The organism is Hydrogenophaga sp. GW456-12-10-14-TSB4 (assembly GCF_059424305.1).
This window is the reverse complement of sequence record NZ_JBWKZH010000022.1, coordinates 1-16,894: the sequence shown is the minus strand read 5'-3', so window position 1 is coordinate 16,894 and position 16,894 is coordinate 1. Positions and strand designations below refer to the sequence as shown.

At 58.0% G+C, this 16,894-nt stretch carries 14 protein-coding genes and 3 pseudogenes; 10 read left to right on the top strand and 7 right to left on the bottom strand.

Annotated elements, in window-relative coordinates; genetic code table 11:
* Positions 1-375: 375 nt before the first annotated feature.
* Positions 376-603: an IS1096 element passenger TnpR family protein gene (locus AC07ZS_RS12785; protein WP_382160077.1), complete on the top strand. Its 228-nt coding sequence runs from the start codon at positions 376-378 to the stop codon at positions 601-603.
* A 161-nt stretch (positions 604-764) separates the two neighbouring features.
* On the opposite strand, the pseudogene AC07ZS_RS12780 reads toward AC07ZS_RS12785, so the two are convergent.
* The 5 genes and pseudogenes from AC07ZS_RS12780 to AC07ZS_RS12760 form a co-directional block, all read right to left on the bottom strand.
* Positions 765-905 (bottom strand): annotated as a pseudogene (locus AC07ZS_RS12780) (IS66 family transposase); the annotation flags it as partial.
* Between the two features lie 200 nt (positions 906-1,105).
* Entirely contained in the window at positions 1,106-2,518 is a 1,413-nt protein-coding gene (locus AC07ZS_RS12775; RefSeq protein ID WP_382160074.1) for a multicopper oxidase family protein, read from the bottom strand.
* Between the two features lie 17 nt (positions 2,519-2,535).
* A complete protein-coding gene (locus AC07ZS_RS12770; protein ID WP_382160071.1) occupies positions 2,536-3,972 on the bottom strand; it encodes a TolC family protein in 1,437 nt (478 codons plus the stop codon).
* Positions 3,969-4,286, bottom strand: coding sequence for a hypothetical protein (locus tag AC07ZS_RS12765; RefSeq protein ID WP_382160068.1), 318 nt, complete (start codon positions 4,284-4,286; stop codon positions 3,969-3,971). Before AC07ZS_RS12765 ends, AC07ZS_RS12770 begins: the two co-directional genes overlap by 4 nt.
* A 147-nt stretch (positions 4,287-4,433) precedes the next feature.
* Entirely contained in the window at positions 4,434-5,261 is an 828-nt protein-coding gene (locus AC07ZS_RS12760) for a copper-binding protein (RefSeq protein WP_382160065.1), read from the bottom strand.
* Between the two features lie 312 nt (positions 5,262-5,573).
* Between AC07ZS_RS12760 and AC07ZS_RS12755 the strand changes: the two are divergent.
* From AC07ZS_RS12755 to AC07ZS_RS12745, 3 genes and pseudogenes are all read left to right on the top strand, one after another.
* Positions 5,574-6,359: pseudogene (locus tag AC07ZS_RS12755) on the top strand (IS5 family transposase); the annotation flags it as partial.
* A gap of 917 nt (positions 6,360-7,276) precedes the next feature.
* A complete protein-coding gene (locus AC07ZS_RS12750; RefSeq protein WP_212745177.1) occupies positions 7,277-9,934 on the top strand; it encodes a tetratricopeptide repeat protein in 2,658 nt (885 codons plus the stop codon).
* A 274-nt stretch (positions 9,935-10,208) separates the two neighbouring features.
* A pseudogene (locus tag AC07ZS_RS12745) lies at positions 10,209-10,406 on the top strand (ATP-binding protein); the annotation flags it as partial.
* A gap of 75 nt (positions 10,407-10,481) precedes the next feature.
* On the opposite strand, the gene AC07ZS_RS12740 reads toward AC07ZS_RS12745, so the two are convergent.
* Both AC07ZS_RS12740 and AC07ZS_RS12735 read right to left on the bottom strand, forming a co-directional pair.
* Positions 10,482-10,949, bottom strand: a complete 468-nt coding sequence (locus AC07ZS_RS12740) for a transcriptional regulator (protein ID WP_382160059.1) — start codon at positions 10,947-10,949, stop codon at positions 10,482-10,484.
* 288 nt (positions 10,950-11,237) lie between these two features.
* Positions 11,238-11,705, bottom strand: a complete 468-nt coding sequence (locus AC07ZS_RS12735) for a hypothetical protein (RefSeq protein ID WP_382160056.1) — start codon at positions 11,703-11,705, stop codon at positions 11,238-11,240.
* 541 nt (positions 11,706-12,246) lie between these two features.
* Between AC07ZS_RS12735 and AC07ZS_RS12730 the strand changes: the two genes are divergently transcribed.
* The 6 genes from AC07ZS_RS12730 (at position 12,247) to AC07ZS_RS12705 (ending at position 16,714) form a co-directional block, all read left to right on the top strand.
* Positions 12,247-12,462, top strand: a complete 216-nt coding sequence (locus AC07ZS_RS12730) for a DUF4224 domain-containing protein (RefSeq protein ID WP_382160053.1) — start codon at positions 12,247-12,249, stop codon at positions 12,460-12,462.
* Between the two features lie 110 nt (positions 12,463-12,572).
* On the top strand, positions 12,573-13,589 hold the full coding sequence (locus AC07ZS_RS12725) for a hypothetical protein (RefSeq protein ID WP_494798970.1): 1,017 nt from the start codon (positions 12,573-12,575) through the stop codon (positions 13,587-13,589).
* A gap of 109 nt (positions 13,590-13,698) precedes the next feature.
* Positions 13,699-14,064 carry a hypothetical protein gene (locus tag AC07ZS_RS12720; protein WP_382160048.1) on the top strand — a complete coding sequence of 122 codons (366 nt, stop codon included), beginning with the start codon at positions 13,699-13,701 and terminating at the stop codon, positions 14,062-14,064.
* 48 nt (positions 14,065-14,112) lie between these two features.
* Positions 14,113-14,844: a hypothetical protein gene (locus tag AC07ZS_RS12715; RefSeq protein ID WP_382160045.1), complete on the top strand. Its 732-nt coding sequence runs from the start codon at positions 14,113-14,115 to the stop codon at positions 14,842-14,844.
* Positions 14,805-15,506 (top strand): hypothetical protein, encoded by a 702-nt coding sequence (locus AC07ZS_RS12710; protein WP_494798969.1) that lies wholly within the window; start codon positions 14,805-14,807, stop codon positions 15,504-15,506. The genes AC07ZS_RS12715 and AC07ZS_RS12710 overlap by 40 nt, the downstream gene beginning before the upstream one ends.
* A 2-nt stretch (positions 15,507-15,508) precedes the next feature.
* On the top strand, positions 15,509-16,714 hold the full coding sequence (locus AC07ZS_RS12705; RefSeq protein WP_382160039.1) for a site-specific integrase: 1,206 nt from the start codon (positions 15,509-15,511) through the stop codon (positions 16,712-16,714).
* Positions 16,715-16,894: the final 180 nt, after the last annotated feature.

The window sequence follows — 16,894 nt, the reverse complement described above, 5'->3', positions numbered from 1 at the left end:
AAGGGACAGGGGCAGTCTTCGATTGGTACCTCCAACATGCTTCTACCTCGCGCCTGGATAGTGACTTGGCCAAGGTGTCGGAGTCGACAAAACGCAGATAAACGCTTGGTAAGCTGGTTCCCCCATGGGCTCGTCAGCTCTAAGCCTTTCCGCATTGGTTCCAGAGGGTGCGATGGAATGCCGGTTAACTTTCGGCTGCTAACCCGGTTTTCTGCATCGAGATTGAGATCACCCCGAGTAGCCGTCCAGCATCGAGACGCGGGATGAACGGGTGTTCGATCTGGCGGCGGTGCTCGCCGGCGGCACCACCGAGTTGATCTACACCTACGGCTTTTGGCGACGGCTGGCGCCACCGGATCCATGTCGAGGACGGCCTTGGAGCCCGGCGCGAAGAACACTCGCCCGCTTTGCATAGCCGGAGCCAACGCCTGTCCTCCTGAAGATGTGGGCGGGCCACCGGGCTTCAGCGACTTCTTGCAGGCTATCGTCGACCCAATGCATCCTGAGCACTTGGCAATGTGGGAGTGGAACGGCGGATTCTTCGATCCCGCTGGCTTCGACTTCAATGCCGTGAACGCCGCGATGCAAAAGCTGCGCCTGTAGGGCGTCCGTCAAGATAGGATGACCGGACGTTTACAGCAGATGAACCAGTAGCCGCCGACGACGTCAGGCGTCCCGTGCGCCAAGCGTATCGTCGCGCCTGGTACCGTACAGGTCAATTGCACTGCATCCCGAGATGCTTGGGGTATCGGGTGTCTAAGAGCCAGGCCGCCCTTTGCCGTGCCCAGGAAAGTTCGGACATGCTCGCTCACACGGCTTTCGCATAAGTCATAGACCACCGACTTAGTGTTCTCGAAGGCGCCGTAGGCCCAGAGGTAGGCTCGATGTGTTTTGCCGTTGCCGGGCTTGGCAGTGGTGGCGGCCTCACGTGGCCATACGAACTTGCCACTGTTCACGTGCCGCGCTGCCAGCCAAGAGTGGGATGGGAGGACGGTTAACCCGCCCGCCACCTTCGGGCACTTGCTCCCGCCCCGGTGGGCCATACGCGCTACTTACGAAGCTGCCGCAAGACATCGACAGGGCGTGAATCCGGCAAAACGGTACTTCAGTGGCTTCCATGCACAGAGGGTTTCTTGATCTTCACAACGGTATCCGTTGAGGGCTTTTCCTTGCGAGGCATCGACTGTCCTCCCTCGGCCTTGAAGCGGGCTGGTTCGGCCATCGGACCAGTAAATTCATAAGCCATCGTGCCTTCGGGGTGCTTGTACCAGCCGGGGTTCTTGTAGTCCCCCGGCTTTTGGTCCCGGCGAACTTTCACGACGCTGAACATGCCGCCCATCTCGACCGATCCATAGGGGCCGTCTCCCGTCATCATAGGGATCGTGTTGTCTGGAATAGGCATTTCCATTTCGGTCATATCCGCCATGCCGCGCTCTCCCATCACCATGTAATCGGGAATGAGATTGTTGATCTTCTTTGCCACCCCACGGTGATCCACGCCAATCATGGTGGGAATGTCATGACCCATTGCGTTCATGGTGTGGTGGCTCTTATGGCAATGGAAGGCCCAGTCGCCTTCCTCATCCGCCAAGAACTCGATCTGACGCATCTGACCGACTGCCACGTCCGCGGTGACCTCATAAAGCCGTGTACTCTTCGGCGTGGGACCTCCATCGGTACCAGTCACGATAAACTCGTGGCCGTGCAGATGCATTGGGTGATTGGTCATCGTCAGGTTGCCTATCCGAATGCGGACCTTGTCGTTTAGACGTACGTTTAGAGAGTCAATGCCGGGGAAGATGCGACTGTTCCAACTCCACAAATTGAAGTCGAGCATCGTCATGATTTTCGGCGTGTAACTTCCAGGATCGATGTCGTAGGCGTTGAGAAGGAAGCAAAAATCGCGATTCACCTCGTCAATCAGCGGGTTTTTCGTCTTGGGATGCGTAATCCAAAAGCCCATCATTCCCATGGCCATTTGAGTCATTTCATCCGCATGGGGGTGATACATAAATGTGCCGGGGCGGCGCGCCACGAATTCGTAGACGAAAGTCTTTCCGGGCTGAATGGGGGGCTGGTTCAACCCCACCACCCCATCCATTCCATTGGGGAGTCGTTGCCCATGCCAATGAATACTGGTGTGTTCAGACAACTTGTTGGTCACAAACACCCGAACGCGATCACCCTCGACAACCTCGATGGTGGGGCCGGGGCTCTGGCCGTTGTATCCCCAAAGGTGGGCTTTGAAGCCAGGAGCCATTTCTCGCACCACGGGCTCAGCCACTAAGTGAAACTCCTTAACGCCTTGGTTCATCCGCCAAGGCATCGTCCAGCCGTTGAGGGTAACCACCGGGTTGTAGGGGCGACCCGAATTGGGCACCAAGGGGGCCATGGTGTCGGGACTGGTTTGAAAGACAGGTTCAGGCAGCGCCGCCATCGCCACACGGCTCACGCTCGCAGCGGCCACGGCTCCTCCGGCAATACTAGCAACGCGGAAAAAATCTCTTCTCGAGGTCATTTTGGCTTCCTTTGGGATCAATGAGCTGCGCCAGATTCAGTGGCGACTCCAGCATTGCCGCCCGAGGCTCCAGCGCTTGTAGGCTTGCCGATGAGGGAGGCTTGGAGTGCAGCGTTCGCTTGCCAGAACTGCTGCTCGGCGTTTAGGGCCGCCATGACGGAGTTCACTTGATCGCGAGAGTCGGCCAGCAACTCGAAGACACTAATAAGCATTCCGTTGTAACGAAACTGATTTTCTTCTGAGATGGTTTTCCTAAGCGGGATCACCTCATCGCGGTAGTGCCGAGCGACGTCGTAAGCGGTTCGGTAGGCGGAATAGCTTTCTCGAACACTTGATCCAGCCGCGCGAGCCGTCGCCTCCAAGCGGTTAGCAGCGGCCAACGTTTGTGCATTCATCGAGTCGCGCCGCATGCCTCCCCAATCAAAAATCGGCAACTCTAAGCTAATTTCAAAACCGCGACGTGTCTGCTTGGAATTGTCTGCCCTGTCAAAAACGGAATCTCTTCGAATTCCTAACTCAATGTCTGTGAACGTCGACACAGTGTTCCAGCCTTGCGCACGGGCGGCAGCGTCATATTCCGCCTTAGCGATCTGAAGGTCCAATCGAGCTTGGGACGCTTGACGGCCCGCTGCCTGAGGAGACAAAGGCTCTTTGGGCAATATAGGCAAACGCTCTGGCAGCTTAAGCATCACTGCTTGGTCGTCATCCAGGCCCAGCAACCTGATCAACTCTTCACGAGCTGCTGTGGACTGGTGCTGAGCAACGGCTAATTGGTTCGCCGTATCCGCATAGAAGGCTTGCTGGCGTGCTCGGTCCAGCTTATTAAAATTGCCGACTGCTTGCAGCCTCTTGGCCAATTCGGCACTGGCTTGGGCACTAGCAAAGACTTGCTGGGTGTACGAGAAAGTCTGCTGGGCCGCGACAGCACGCACCCAGGTTTGGCGAACTTGAGTGACTTGATCGACCACATCGCTGCTCAGGCGTAGTTGGGCCTGCTTGATGCGCCCTTCTGCAATGCCTTTGCGCGCAGGCAACATCAATAAGTCCAGCAGGCCTAAGGACAGGAGTCGCCCAATTTCGGTTTCGTCTCCCAAGCGCATACGCTCGAGGCTGAGAATTGGATTGGCAATGCGGCCGGTCTGGGCTGCCATGGATGCATCAGCCCAACTTTGAGCCACCATGGCCTGCATTGACGGACTGTTAACGAGCGCAAGCTGAACGGCGTCTTTCTGCTCCAGAGGCTTACTCAGCAGATCCAAAGCACGTCTGCGCAAGCCATCACGTTCGCCTTGGTCACGGGCAAGTGTGAGCTGGCCATCCGTAAAACTGTTTGCCGTCGCATTGGCACTAGACAGGCTTTGTTCCAGATTCACACTGGCGCAACCCGACAACACCACAACAGCAGCTGCAGCGATCGCGACTTTCGTATGGCGCATTCGTAAGAGGCGGATCATTTCTTGCCTCCATGAGGAGCATCATGTCCTGGAGCAGGCTGATCAGATTGGGTCGCAGGCTCCGCTTGGCGTATCTCCTTGGCGTAGGCACGCCATCCCCCAATCTCCCCCACCTTGTCATTGGCTTCCTTCCAAGATTGAACAGATTGCTCCTTGTAGGGCTCGTATTCCGACAAAGCCGACCTGTAAGCAAGCTTGTAATCCGTCTTGATGGTTTCCGGCTCTGGAGCCTGCGCTAATGCGAGAGACGGAACGAAAAATACAGTCGCTAGGAAGCAGCGTACCTGGTTTTTAGCGAGCAGATGAATTTTCATATTTCTCCGCGATTTTTAAGAAGATAGGTTTCCCAAGTTCACTGGCGAATAGTCAATTGCCGCTTTTCGCGAAATGGCCCAGCACGGAAAGGCTCTGCAGCTCTAACCCTGCGGTTCGCCAAAGCCGTATCGCTGCTCGCAGTCAAATCATTTACGAGATTGGATGTCCGTTACGACCATCTTGCCTGCTTCTTGGATGACGATGAACTGAATTTTTTCACCCACCTGAACCTTGTCCAACATTGCCTTTTCCTTGGCTGTGAAAACCATGGTCATTGCGGGCATATCCAGGTGCTTAATTTCTCCATGTTTGATCGTAATCTTCCCGCCTTCTTTATCAATCTTGCGGATTTCACCGTCCGTCAAGCCAGGACTGGCTGCCGTTCCCATCTTTCCTTGGTCCATGCCCGATTTATTTTGCACCATCGTCATTTGCGCCGGTACGGGACCAGCAGCTGCTAGTGAAGGCGAGACCGCTGATGCTGACTTGTTGGTCACACTAATTTGACCCTTCATCCCCGCCTCGTAGTGCCCCGGGTGAAGGCAGGCGAAATCAACGACTCCACCCTTGGTGAAACGCCAGATGACCTCACCTGTTTTTCCCGGCTTTAAGGAAATTTTGTTAGCTTCTTCATGCTCCATGCCCGGATTTTTTTTCATCACCTCGTAGTGCTCTTTTAATTCCTTTTCCGTGCCCAGGCTGAATTCGTGCGGTACCTTGCCAGAATTTGTGACGACAAAGCGGATCGTTTCTCCCTTCTTGACGGCTACCAGGGAGGGAGTGAAACGCATGCTATCTGCGGCATCGACTTGAATGGTCCGTGAGACTTTGCCAGCAACACCAGCTTCGCCAATGGGCGATTCATCGTGTCCGCCGCCGTGTATGCCCGCCGCAGTAGCAGACGAGGCGGCAAGAAGAGTCGCCGCGAACCAAAGACCTGAGCGCTTGGTGAAGGAGGCTTGTGCGAATGTCATTTGAACTCCTGGCAATTAAGGTAAAGAGGTGAACGGAAAGTTTAAACAAGTGCTTCAGCCCAATATGGGCACTGACGCCGCCAAGAAAAATGCAACGCCTCAAGTCGACTAAGGTTACCTAATGGACTGTTCTGTCTTTTGGACTTCCTATTCGCTATGGTCGAAGTATGTATAAGCCTGCCTGACGCGAGCCCGTCTGCTTCCTTACAAAGGTGTCAGGTTCGGTTGCAACCAGCCGCTGGCAGTGGAAATCACGCTAGGGAGCGTCTGCACGACCCTGGTGCCCCTGGCCCGATGTGAGACAGTGACGGCATGAAACAAGTGAGCCTGGGCGAGAGCGGATTCGAGCGCAAAACCAAGAGGACGCGCAAGCGCGAGTTCCTCGACGAGATGAACCTGGTGGTGCCGTGGGTTGAGCTGATTGCACCGCACGCGCCAGCGCGCGGCGCCAAAGGGGAGCGCCCGCCGTTTGCCGTCGAGACCATGCTGCACATTCACTTCGTCCAGCAGTTGTTCAACCTCTCGGGCCCGTCCATGGAAGAGGCTGCACGACATGGCGCTGTTTCGTGAATTCGTGGGCCTGGATGCCGGGGCAGACAACCTGCCCGACGAGAGCGCCATCCTGCGGTTCCGTCATCTGCTCGTCGCCCACAACCTGAGCTTGCAGATTCTGGCCACCGTCAACGCCACGCTGGCCGCCGAGGGGCTCCTTCTGAAGAGCGGCACGGTGGTTGATGCCACCTTGATCGCAGCACCGAGTTCGACCAAGAACAGCAGTGGCGGGCGCGACCCCGAGATGCACCAGACCAAGAAGGGCAACCAGTGACACTCGGGATGAAGGCGCGCATTGGGGTCGATGCGGACTCGGGCCTGGTGCACACGGTGGTGGGTACAGCGGCCAACGTCAACGACGTGACGCAGCCGCACGCACTGGTGCATGGAGAAGAAACGGACGTCTATGACGACGCTGGTTACCTGGGCGTGGGCAAGCGCGAAGAGACCCAAGACATCGCCGTCAACTGGCACGTGGCCATGCGACCGGGCAAGCGCAAGGTGCTGGACAAGAGCACGCCGATGGGCGCGATCATGGACCAGTTGGGGTCCAAAACCCCTCTTCCGCATGCCCATAAATAAGCCTCGATAAGATATAGTTATCGCGAGTCGTCGCTGCGTTCAAAATGAGGATTGGTCGGACTCGCGCGCGAAGGTAAATCTCTTTACGCACTTGAGCTACCGCAGCGCACTGCCGCACATGCCCTCCGGGATTGAGCTCGATGCGAACGCTATTGCTCTCCATTTGGAGGCCGTCGAAACACTGGACGAAGCACTCGAAGCTCTTCGGAGCAACGAATAGCGCCGTCGCGTTCGTGACTGGATCCGGTGACTGGATCCGGTGACTGGATCCGGAAAATTTAGCCAAGTCGACTGTCCCGTAACCCTATGATCTATCGAGGGCTTCTGTCTTTGCGATGGCAAAAGCATCGCTGTCCTTCGAGAGGCAAGCATAGCGTCCACACAGCGACGTGCATGGAATTCCCTACCAACCGCAGCCACAGAATGTGAATGCAATATGCGTGTAGCCTCGACCCGCTTTCGACTGAGCTGGCATGACGGCTATCGGCCGATACTGGGTGAAAACGTGTGCGCACACCGTTTTCACGGGCGGCAAAACCATTTCCCATGGTCTCGATCGTGGATGCTGACGCGATCTGAAAGGTCGACTTTCTACTTGATTCAGGCGTTTTCAAACAGCCTCGGCCCGTTGCTGGCCTTCGGGGTAGTAGCTAACATGATCCACTCGGACACGCTTGCGCAACTGACTATTTCCTCAAGACTGAGTGAAGCTGGTCAGCTTTGAAGTATTTGTTGTTGGCCTGGCGCGCCTTCAACGGCAACCGTAACAGGAAGTCGTCTGCGTCAAGTAGCCCCTTGAGGACGCCCTACAAGGACCTTGACGCACAGCCGCGCAACACCGTGTCCATAAGTGCGCGGGGGGCGTTCCTCAGGAGGAAGCTATGGCGTCGGGATGGGGCGAGGAGATATTCGGCACGGTCCTGGGCGGTTTGCCGGCCGTCAACAAACTGGTTCCTCGCCGCTTTCGGCAGCGTGCCATCGCACGCTTAAACGACGTCAACCCTTTTGCGTCAATCGCGGCCAACGAAGACCTGCTGCGCGCACTGCGCCTGGCTTGGATTGAGGCGGCGCTGCAGATCGACTGTTCGGTGGTGCAAACCTGCGCAACGCCCGAATGGGCCTCGCAAAGTCGAGACATTCAGCGCTTCTCGACCGTTTTGATCACTGGTCTGCGTGCGCTGCGTGCTGAGGCCTTCGACCGCGATGTTCACCCGGGACATGCTCCCATGGACCGGCACCTGCGGGAACTCGTCGTCGACTTGCCCGCGACGATGACGGGGAACCGTGCGGCCGCTGGTGAAGCTATGACAGAGTCATTTCGCGAGAATGTAGCGGCGGTATCCGGTTGGCCGATACACGAGGTGCCGAGCCTGCACGAGCAGATCGCCCGCCAGGGCCTTCCTGTGCCAGGGGCCAGCAGTCGGCGCACCTTCGGCGACTTGGTGTATGCCGTTTTTGCCGAGACGATTAAGAGTCCAGATCGCTATCCAGAGGCGAGCCAAGCCTTTGTGATCGCCATCGGGGGCTTCGGGGTAGAGCTTGGACAGCAGTGCCTTGAGCTGCTGCGTGGCCAAGATGCGCGGCTCGACCGCTTGCTCGATTCGCTAGGCGGCACCTCAATCGAAGGTGGGCTCGCTGCTTGGCTTGGGCGCGTCGATGCTGAGTGGACTGCGCGCTGGCAAGTCCTGAGTGATCAGGTCTCGGTTGTTGACGCGAAGATCGATCTCCAGACAGGCATGCTCGACCGGATGCAAGAGCAACTGGCCCAACTGGTGGCTGCCATTGAAGCCAAAGGGCAGATTGGTAGCGGGCCAGGCCAACTCGCTCACAACACTGTGCTTTCCCTGGCCAAGCGCTTGCGCCCAGATGACCTGATCGAGTTTGATCGCGCGGTGCAAGAGCTAGATGCCGCGGTGAGCGTCGCTCTGGAGCTTATCGCGAAAGGGCACTCGTCGTACTACCAGGATCTGTTCGTTGACGAAGTGCTCGTCCGTGTTCGCCAGTCGATCGAGGAAGGTCAGCTCGAGCAAGGTGCACAGTCGATCGACCAGGCTCTTGCGGAACTGGACCGGCGCGAGGCGGGCGAGCGTGAAGCTGCGCGGCGCCGACGTGTGCAGTTGCTCGAGGCATCCGTGAGCCAGGCGATGCTACTGCGCCAGCCGCAGCGCGTGGCCGATGCGGTGGAGAGGCTGGTTGGAATCCATCATCCGGTGTGCGCCGCGGCGAGTGAGCTCTTCAAAAATAGGCTCAGAGCGTACTGCGCAGAAGGCGAGGAGCGCGGCCTGCGCTTGCCCCTGGAGGTGGCGGAAGCGTTGGCACGCAGGCGCCTAGCGGTGGCCGGGAGTCGCGAGGAGCGCGGTGAGGCGTTGGTCTGGCTTGGCACTGCGTTGGCGGTCTTAGGAAAGCGAGAGCCCGGCACTGAACGGCTGCTGCAGGCGGCGCAAGCGTTTCGGGCCGCGTCGCAGGAGTGCATGCGCGAGCGTGTGCCGCTGGAGTGGGCGACGACGCAGAACAACCTTGCCAACGTGCTGAGTGACCTTGGTCGGCGCGAAAGCGGTACCGAGCGACTCGAGGAGGCGGTGCAGGCGTATTTGGCCGCATTGCAGGAGTGCACTCGCGAGCGAGCGCCACGGGACTGGGCGATGACGCAAAATAACCTGGGTACCGCGCTCAAGACCCTCGGTGAGCGCGATGTCGGCACCGAACGGCTGCAGCAGGCGGTGCAAGCGTACCAGGCAGCGCTACAGGAACGCACTCGCGAGTGCGTGCCGCTGGAGTGGGCGATGACGCAGCACAACCTCGGTACCGCGCTAAAGACGCTTGGTGAGCGCGATGGCGGCACCGAACGGCTGCAACAGGCGGTGCAGGCGTATCAGGCTGCGCTGCAGGAGCGCACCCGCGAGCGCGTACCGATGCACTGGGCGATGACGCAGATGAGCCTGGGCAATGCGCTCAAGTCCCTTGGTGAGCGCGAAGGCGGTATCGTACGGCTGCAGCAGGCAGTACAGGCGTATCTGGCCGCGCTACAGGAGTACACGCGCGAGCGCGTACCGCTGGAGTGGGCGATGACGCAGAACAATCTGGGCAGTGTGCTCACAACCCTCGGCGAGCGCGAAAATGGAACCGAGCGCCTTGAGCAGGCGGTGCAAGCGTGCGAGGCGGCGCTGCGGGAGCGCACGCGGGAGCGCGCTCCGCTCGCGTGGGCGATGACGCAGAACAACTTGGGCAATGCGCTCAAGTCCCTTGGTGAGCGCGAAGGTGGCATCGAACGGCTCCAGCAGGCGGTGCAGACGTACCTGGCCGCGCTACAGGAATACACGCGTGAGCGCGCACCGATGCACTGGGCAATGACGCAGAACAATCTGGGCGATGCCCTCACCACCCTTGGCGAGCGCGAAAACGACCCCGAGCGGCTGCACCAGGCGGTGCGGGCGTACGAGGCCGCGTTGACGGTCATCACGCGTGAGACCGCGCCGTATCACCTCGAGATCGTTCAGCGTAGCCTCGCAAAATGCCGGCGCCTGATCAACAAACGATGAGGTGGCGAAGCTTGTCAAACTGGAGGTAGCTGCCGCAAGCCGCCAACGATCGATCAGTGGCGGTTTCTGGAAGGGGCGTGTGGAATTTGCGTGCTCGCACAAGCGGCGCCGTAGCCACTGGCGTGGATTGGCGGCAGCGTTGCTGGGATTGCCTTCTGAAAGTGCTTCAAATCGCATGAACCAGCCAGCCCCGGTGGCTTGCGAATTTCGATTTTTTGATAGTCCACGATTTAGCATTATGTGAATATTCTTAGCGCCAAGAGGAGTGAATCAGCAGGCGAACATCCTGGTCCTGTTTCCGCAAACGGACGACCTATTCCTGACCCGGCGCATCGCGGATATCGGCGCCGAGCTCTTGCAGGCCATGGTTCACCAGCGCTACGAGCTGCGCCACGCCATCGTCATAACCCCCGGCCGAGTGGTGCGGAACCGGGGCAAGCATCTGGGCGACGCCACCATGGCCACCACCATCGCGCGTGCCCAGTAGCTTTTTGGCGTTCAGGTCGACGCGTTAGCCTGAAACGCCCGCGACCTCCCGCGATCCCAATCAGGTAGGTGTTGTGGCCTTAGCTATGGCGGCGCGCTTTCCCAGTTTCATGGCGGTCTGGATCCGAAGAAGAGCTCCTGCACGGGGCTGCGCCTTGCCGGTCTCCCACTTCCAAACTGATAGCGTAGATGCCTCCACCAACCGGCCCATTTCACTTTGTGTGATTCGCAGGGTCTTGCGGAAGTCTGCAAATGCCTCGTGGTTAAAAGAGCCCAGCGCCCCCACAGGCGAGCGGGTAGCGGGCTTGGTCGGTGGGGGAACTGATGGCAACACTACCGCCGCTGTCTTGTGGGTCACGCGCTCGGCACGAAACAAGCGGCCTTGCAATGACTTTACGTCGCGCTTGAGGGCTGCAATGTCTGACCGCTGGGTCGTACAAGTCTTGCGCAAAGCGTCGAGCTCGGCCTTGAGCTCCTTGCGTGCTACTCGGGCGATCTCTCTTTTGAGGTTTTCTGCGAAGGTCGTCATGGTTGCATCGTACGGCCTAACGAGATCGCCCGCAAAACCGGCGTTGTACATCGCAGGCGACTGATACGCCTTATACCTTGTGTGCACTGATCTACCGCGACGGTGATCAATTTTGGCTGCAGCGAGGGAGGGTAGGCCGCGCCTAACAGTGCAGATTGCTGCGGGACTTTTACGGGAGTCAGATCTCAAGCAGGTCGAAAAACACCCCAAAAAGCCGAAGAGTCCCGCTGACACCTATATGAATCACTAACTTACAGCGGAATTTCTGACTACAAACCAAGCTATTGCCTAGTGCGGTTCAGCGTTCCTCGGCGACCGGTGAAGGAGGTTTTTTCGCCGCAGAGTGCTTCCTGAATCAGATGGAGGAGGGAAAAGCGAGGCTTCGATCTCTTCGTACTCCTTCGCGGCGCTGTTTAGGATTTCGGACATATCGGACGCGAGTCTTCGAAACGTCTCAGGCCAGCCTTCGAGGGGCTGAAGGTAGGTGTCGGTTTCGTGCGGTTCCTTGAAGATTTCACGCGGCGTATTGAGGCCGACTAACACACGCTCGGTCAATTCAGTAAACAGCGCGCTCACTTCCTGCTGAATGATCAAGGCGCTAGGGATGACTACGCTCTTGTAGTCACCTTCTGCGCGTTCGACGATTCGTGTCTCAAGGAAGTCGATGAAGCTTTCAACCGCGATGCGCACTGTCGGAGCCCAGGCTACCTCACGTGTTCTTTGTCCGACTACTCGATGCTTGTTGAGTTCGTTCATCAGCCGCTTCACGAGTGACAAACAGTCCGGTCGGCTCAAGTCTCGCAACCAACCATTGTTTTTGGCATATCGAACCATCAATGCCATCTCGTGCACGGGCGGTGTCGATGCATTTGGCCCATCGGTAGTCCATCTCCACCACGCTTGACGCATTGCTGAAAGCGAGCGTGCCCGCCCGTCTTTGCCAGCCGCTTCCTGTGAGAGGCGCGCGAGCATAAGGCTCAAGTCTCCACGGGTTGCTCCGTCACGCGTGTATGAAGAGTTGCGCTCCATTTCCTTAAAGATTCCGATCATTGCCGTGCGTTCCGCGGCAAGCCAGCTCACTGTTCTAGCCATAAATGTCCTTTGTATAACGTTAATTTTTTAAATTAAAACTTAAAACTTGTGGCGATCCATGGTCGTCAGTATGCTATTTCACATAGAGAAGATCAAGTGAACATCTATGCGACACTCAAGATATGCAACGGCAGATTATGGTTTATGTAACGTTAAATCAGGGCTTTTTGTCGATCAGGCCGGATACGACCACGTCGGCGCGCTCATGTCCCGAGAAGAGCTCGGTGCCCTCACAGGCACGCTGCAACCAAAGCGCATGTGCGCTTGGCTCGAGGCGCGAGGTTGGGTTTATGAGCCGCCTGCACGCCGTGGCGACATCCCGAAAGTTTTGCGCGCGTATCGCGACGCGCGGTTATCCGGCATTCAGCCAGAGCGCAAGAGGAAGGCCAATTACTCGTTCATGACGGCGGGTCTGCTGTGATTCGCCGCAGGGACCGACCAGATGGCCTGCCATTCCGCGTCTATGAGAGGCGAGGCAAGCTTCGTTACTCCATTGGCTACAAGAATCCGAATGGCAGCTGGGAATTCCGGTTGCACTGCGACATTGCCGACAAGGCGCGCATCCACGACCTGCGCAGTGAGGCGATCAGCCGGTGTGCGGCTATTCGCCTCGGAAAGCCTTCAGACGATAGCTTTCAGGCGCTGTGCGACGCATGGTTCACGTGGCAAGAGAGACTTCCGACGCTGGCCGCCCAGAAGCGGGCAGAGAGCACGCTCAAGGAGAACAAGCGAGAAGCCGCCATGCTGTGCAAGGCCTGGGGAGCGTGGCGCGTCGCTGACATTAAGAAGGGTGAGGCGTATGACTACCTAGATGCGTGCTTGCTTGCTCGCGACAAGCAAGGGAAGCCTCGTCCACGCGCCGAAAAAGGAAACAAGGAAATTGCGCTAGGCCGTGTCATCTTCGAATACGCCGTGCGCACGCGACGCATCGAGGCGAATCCGTTCGCCAATGTGGAGAAACTGGCAACCCAGAAGGGCGATAGGTATGTGACCGATAGCGAGCTTGGTCTCGCGGTCGAGGTCGGCCGGCGCATGGGTGGCCCTCAGCACATCGTCGCGTTGGCGCTTAAGACGGCGTTTCTCTGTGTCCGGCGTTCGGTCGAGGTACGCGGGTTGACGCGCCCTCAGATTCGAGAAGACGGCATCGAGTGGCAAGCCGCGAAAAGGCAGCGCGGCGAGGCGATGAAAGTGGGTGTCATCGAATGGAGCCCGGAACTCAAGTCCACCATGGACGAAGCGCTTGCCATCGAGCGCCGTGAAGTTGCTGGCACCTGGTACGTCTTCGGAAACTTGAGCGGGCAGCAATACACAAAAGGCGGCTGGAAGGCGACCCTTGCGAAGCTCATGGCCGAGTGCATGAAGGAGGCTGAGAAGCGCAAGGTCGCGTTCACGAAGTTCTCTCTGCAGGACTGCCGCCCCAAAGGCGTCAGTGACAAGATGGCTCGAGGTGACCGCGATGTGGTCGACGCGACCATGCACAGCAGCGAGCGAATGGTGCGCCAGGTCTACGACAGGCGGCGCGTGCGTATTGCCAAGCCGGCAGGTTGAGCGGGGAGGGCGCGAAGTGTTGGACAACATTGCTACACACGCGGCCGCAAGGTCGAAGCCTGGCCCCAAGGGCAGGGTGTTGGAGCCCTACGCCAGAGAGGTCCTGATCATGACCCGCGAGGGCAAATCCATGCAGGACATCGTGAACTGGCTCGCCGAGCCTCCGAGAGGGGTGACGATCACTCGCCAGGCTGTTCACCTGTGGGTGAAGGCTCGCATCGAAAAATTGAAAAAGTTGAATGCCGTCTTCGCGAACACGGGGTTCGGTGGACCGTTTCAGGAGAGCAATGTTAACCAGGCCGCACGGCCGTCGGAGAGGAAACAAGGTCTCGACCCTCCCCGCCCGTTGTCGAACCAACTGGTGCACGAGCCGAAGTCTGCAATCGAGACCACGATCAAAAAAAGGACTGACGTCCGCGAGTTCATGACCGAAGTATCTGTATCCGAACGCAGCCAGAACCCGACGATGTCCTAGTCACAAATGGCTAGCGCAAATGCAATCACCCTAACCTCCGAGACCAACATGATCATCAAAGACAAATTCTCAGTCATCGTCATTAACAAAGCCGGGAAGGTCGGTAAGTCCACCATCTCCAAGCACCTTGTCGCTCCACTTCTTGGTGCGGACTGGATTCAGGTCGAAACCTTCAATGACTCCGGGCAGGGAGCAAAGGCAAAGGTCGCAGGTCGAAAGTTCGAGTTCGTCGCCGAGGCCGTGGTCGGTGCGACTAAGAGCCTCTGCATTGACGTTGGCAACTCAAACTACCAGGCGGTCATGAAAGAGCTTCGGGCGATTGGCGCCATCGCTGGTCGGATCCATTGCTGGGTTATCCCTTGCACCGACAGCGCCGGGGTCATGAACGACTCGCTTTCCACGATTGTTGACCTCATCGACAACCTCGGTGTTGACCCCGCTCGAATCGTGGTGTTGCCCAACAATATCGAGTCTCCCGAAGACGGACTCGACAGCTTTAAAAAGCTGGATCTTGCTTCGAAAAAGATTGGTTTTCACTTCTGTCGCGTTGCCATCCCGCAGGAGCCAAAGTTCGACGTCTTCAACGCAGACGATCGTTCTGTGATTCAACTCGCCGCCGATGACACCGACTACGATGCGGCGTTTGCGGTCGAGACCGATGGCGATCAACGCTATCGGCTTACGCAAGCTTTCCTCTTGCGCGAGCGTGCTCGCCGGCTCGCTGAGCAGTTTAAGCAGGTTTGGGCCTCGTCGCCATTGGCAAGTCTGTCTGCGGCTTGAAGCGCGAGGTGTGCATGGTAGAACCGAACGATTTATACAAAGGGGTCCGCCCATCCGACCTCCGATACGACAACGTTCATATCCTCGCCGAGTACATCGCTCGCGCCCAACGCTTTGCTGATAGTGCAACGCGAATCGAGGCATCGGCAGAGCGACTGGTGAAAGAAAGTTGCGAGGCGAGAGAGGAAGGGCTGAGAAGTCTTCAGTCCCTCCTGCATCAGCAGAAGTCAGCCTTTCAGGCCATCAACGCCGAGTTGAGGGCGACTGCCGAGCACCTTGCCGGCGGGTTGACGAGCGCCATTCTTGCGATTCATTCTGCGGGTGAACGAAACCTCTTGCGGGCAGACGAAACCGCTAAGAGGATCTATGAGAATTTGGCAGATCGCGCCGAAGGATTGAATCAATCTGCAAATCGGCTCGAAAAGGGTGCGATGAAGGCCGAAGCAAGCCGCGGCCAGGCACTGGATGAAATCGAGCGGCTGCAGGCCTTTCGGTCGGAGCTGGAGCGATTCGAACGGGAGTCACTTGCCCGCATCGGCGAGGCCAGAGTCGAACTCTACAAGGGGGTGGGGTTGTGGGATCGCATCTGTTTCGTCCTATTCCCGCCTGTTCCAGTCGTGCGTGCAACGAGGCCACCCCATCGACTTCCCAGCCGAGAATAGACATGGACGTTGTGCAGCATGCTTTGCTCATCCAAGAAGCGACGAGCGAGCTGCTCAGAATGCACCGACGCAGAGTAGCGGAACGCACGGTACTTCCCAGTGCCAGCCCTGATCAGCGTCTCGTTGCGCTGAATCGCTATAGCGATGAGGAGCTTCTGCCTCGTGCGAAGAGGGCGAGTCCTTCGACCGTGGCACGTATGGAGACGCGAGCGGCCGCAGTCTTCGCCGAAGCACAGACCGTGAATGTGAGTGTCTGGGATCTCGTTGAGGAGAGGTCTGGAAACTACAACTCGTGGTACACGTTCAAGGCTGGCGTGCAGCGCTATCTCGAAGACGAAACTTCCGCGACGAAGTCGAAGCTGGAATTTTGGCAACGTGATGTCAAGGCAAGGAGCCATTCGAAAACCTTCGAACGAGCAGGGGTTAAATTGGTGTCGAGGCTCGACGCCCTCTCCGTGGCGCTGCGGGAGGTGCCACCCGAAGCCCCAGAGCGGTTCAAGTCAGACGGCAAGGCCAAGCGGTATGCGAAGAAGAGCAAGTCCTTCAGCATTCGAACTGCCAAAGATGATTGGCGCGAGCGTGTTGCAGGTGCAATGGTCGGGGACCTCAGGTTGCTCTTCCTACTTCAATGTGTGACAGGATGTCGCCCACAGGAGCTTGAAAACGGCGTCCAGGTCAGACTACGGCGTGACGGCACGATGGTGGCGCGCGTCAAAGGGGCAAAGTGCGATGAATACGTGGGACAGCCCTCTCGCTGCTTGAGGCTTCCTGCGGCAGACGGCGTCACCCTGATGTTGGCGCGCATGCTGAAAGTAGGCCACACGCTCGACTCGCGCAAGTGCAACCTTGGTCTGGTGAACACCTATGCCAAGCGTGTTGCTAGAGCCTGCGCGAGGGCATTTCCTGAAAGGAAGGAGCGCGGGAGGCTATCTCCCTATAGCGCTCGTCATCAGTTCAAGGCCGACTTGGTCGCTGCGGGATGGAGCAGGGTCGAAGTCGCCATGGCCATGGGGCATTCGACTACGCGCTCCGGCACAGCTTACGGTCAAGGTGGCCGTGGAGGAGGCGGCGGTGTGAGGCCCATTGCGATCAAGGCGATGCGGCCTGTGAAGTTGAGGGGCGAGTATCCGCAGGCAAGAAGTGGCCCCGCAGCCACCGCGGCCAATACACAAAGTGGCACGCCGCATAGGAAAAATCTAAGGATGTGAACGCATTGCCAACGCTGTTGTCTTCCACTGAAAACTGACCCAGTTAGAGCATCAATTTCCATTGAAAGCTGACCCACGTGAGAACCCTATCCTGCTGCTTTTAGCAGCAGGAGATTTCAGGAGTGATAGACGTGGCGACACTGAGTGTCATAAGACGCTGGGCACTGCGCGAGCAGATGT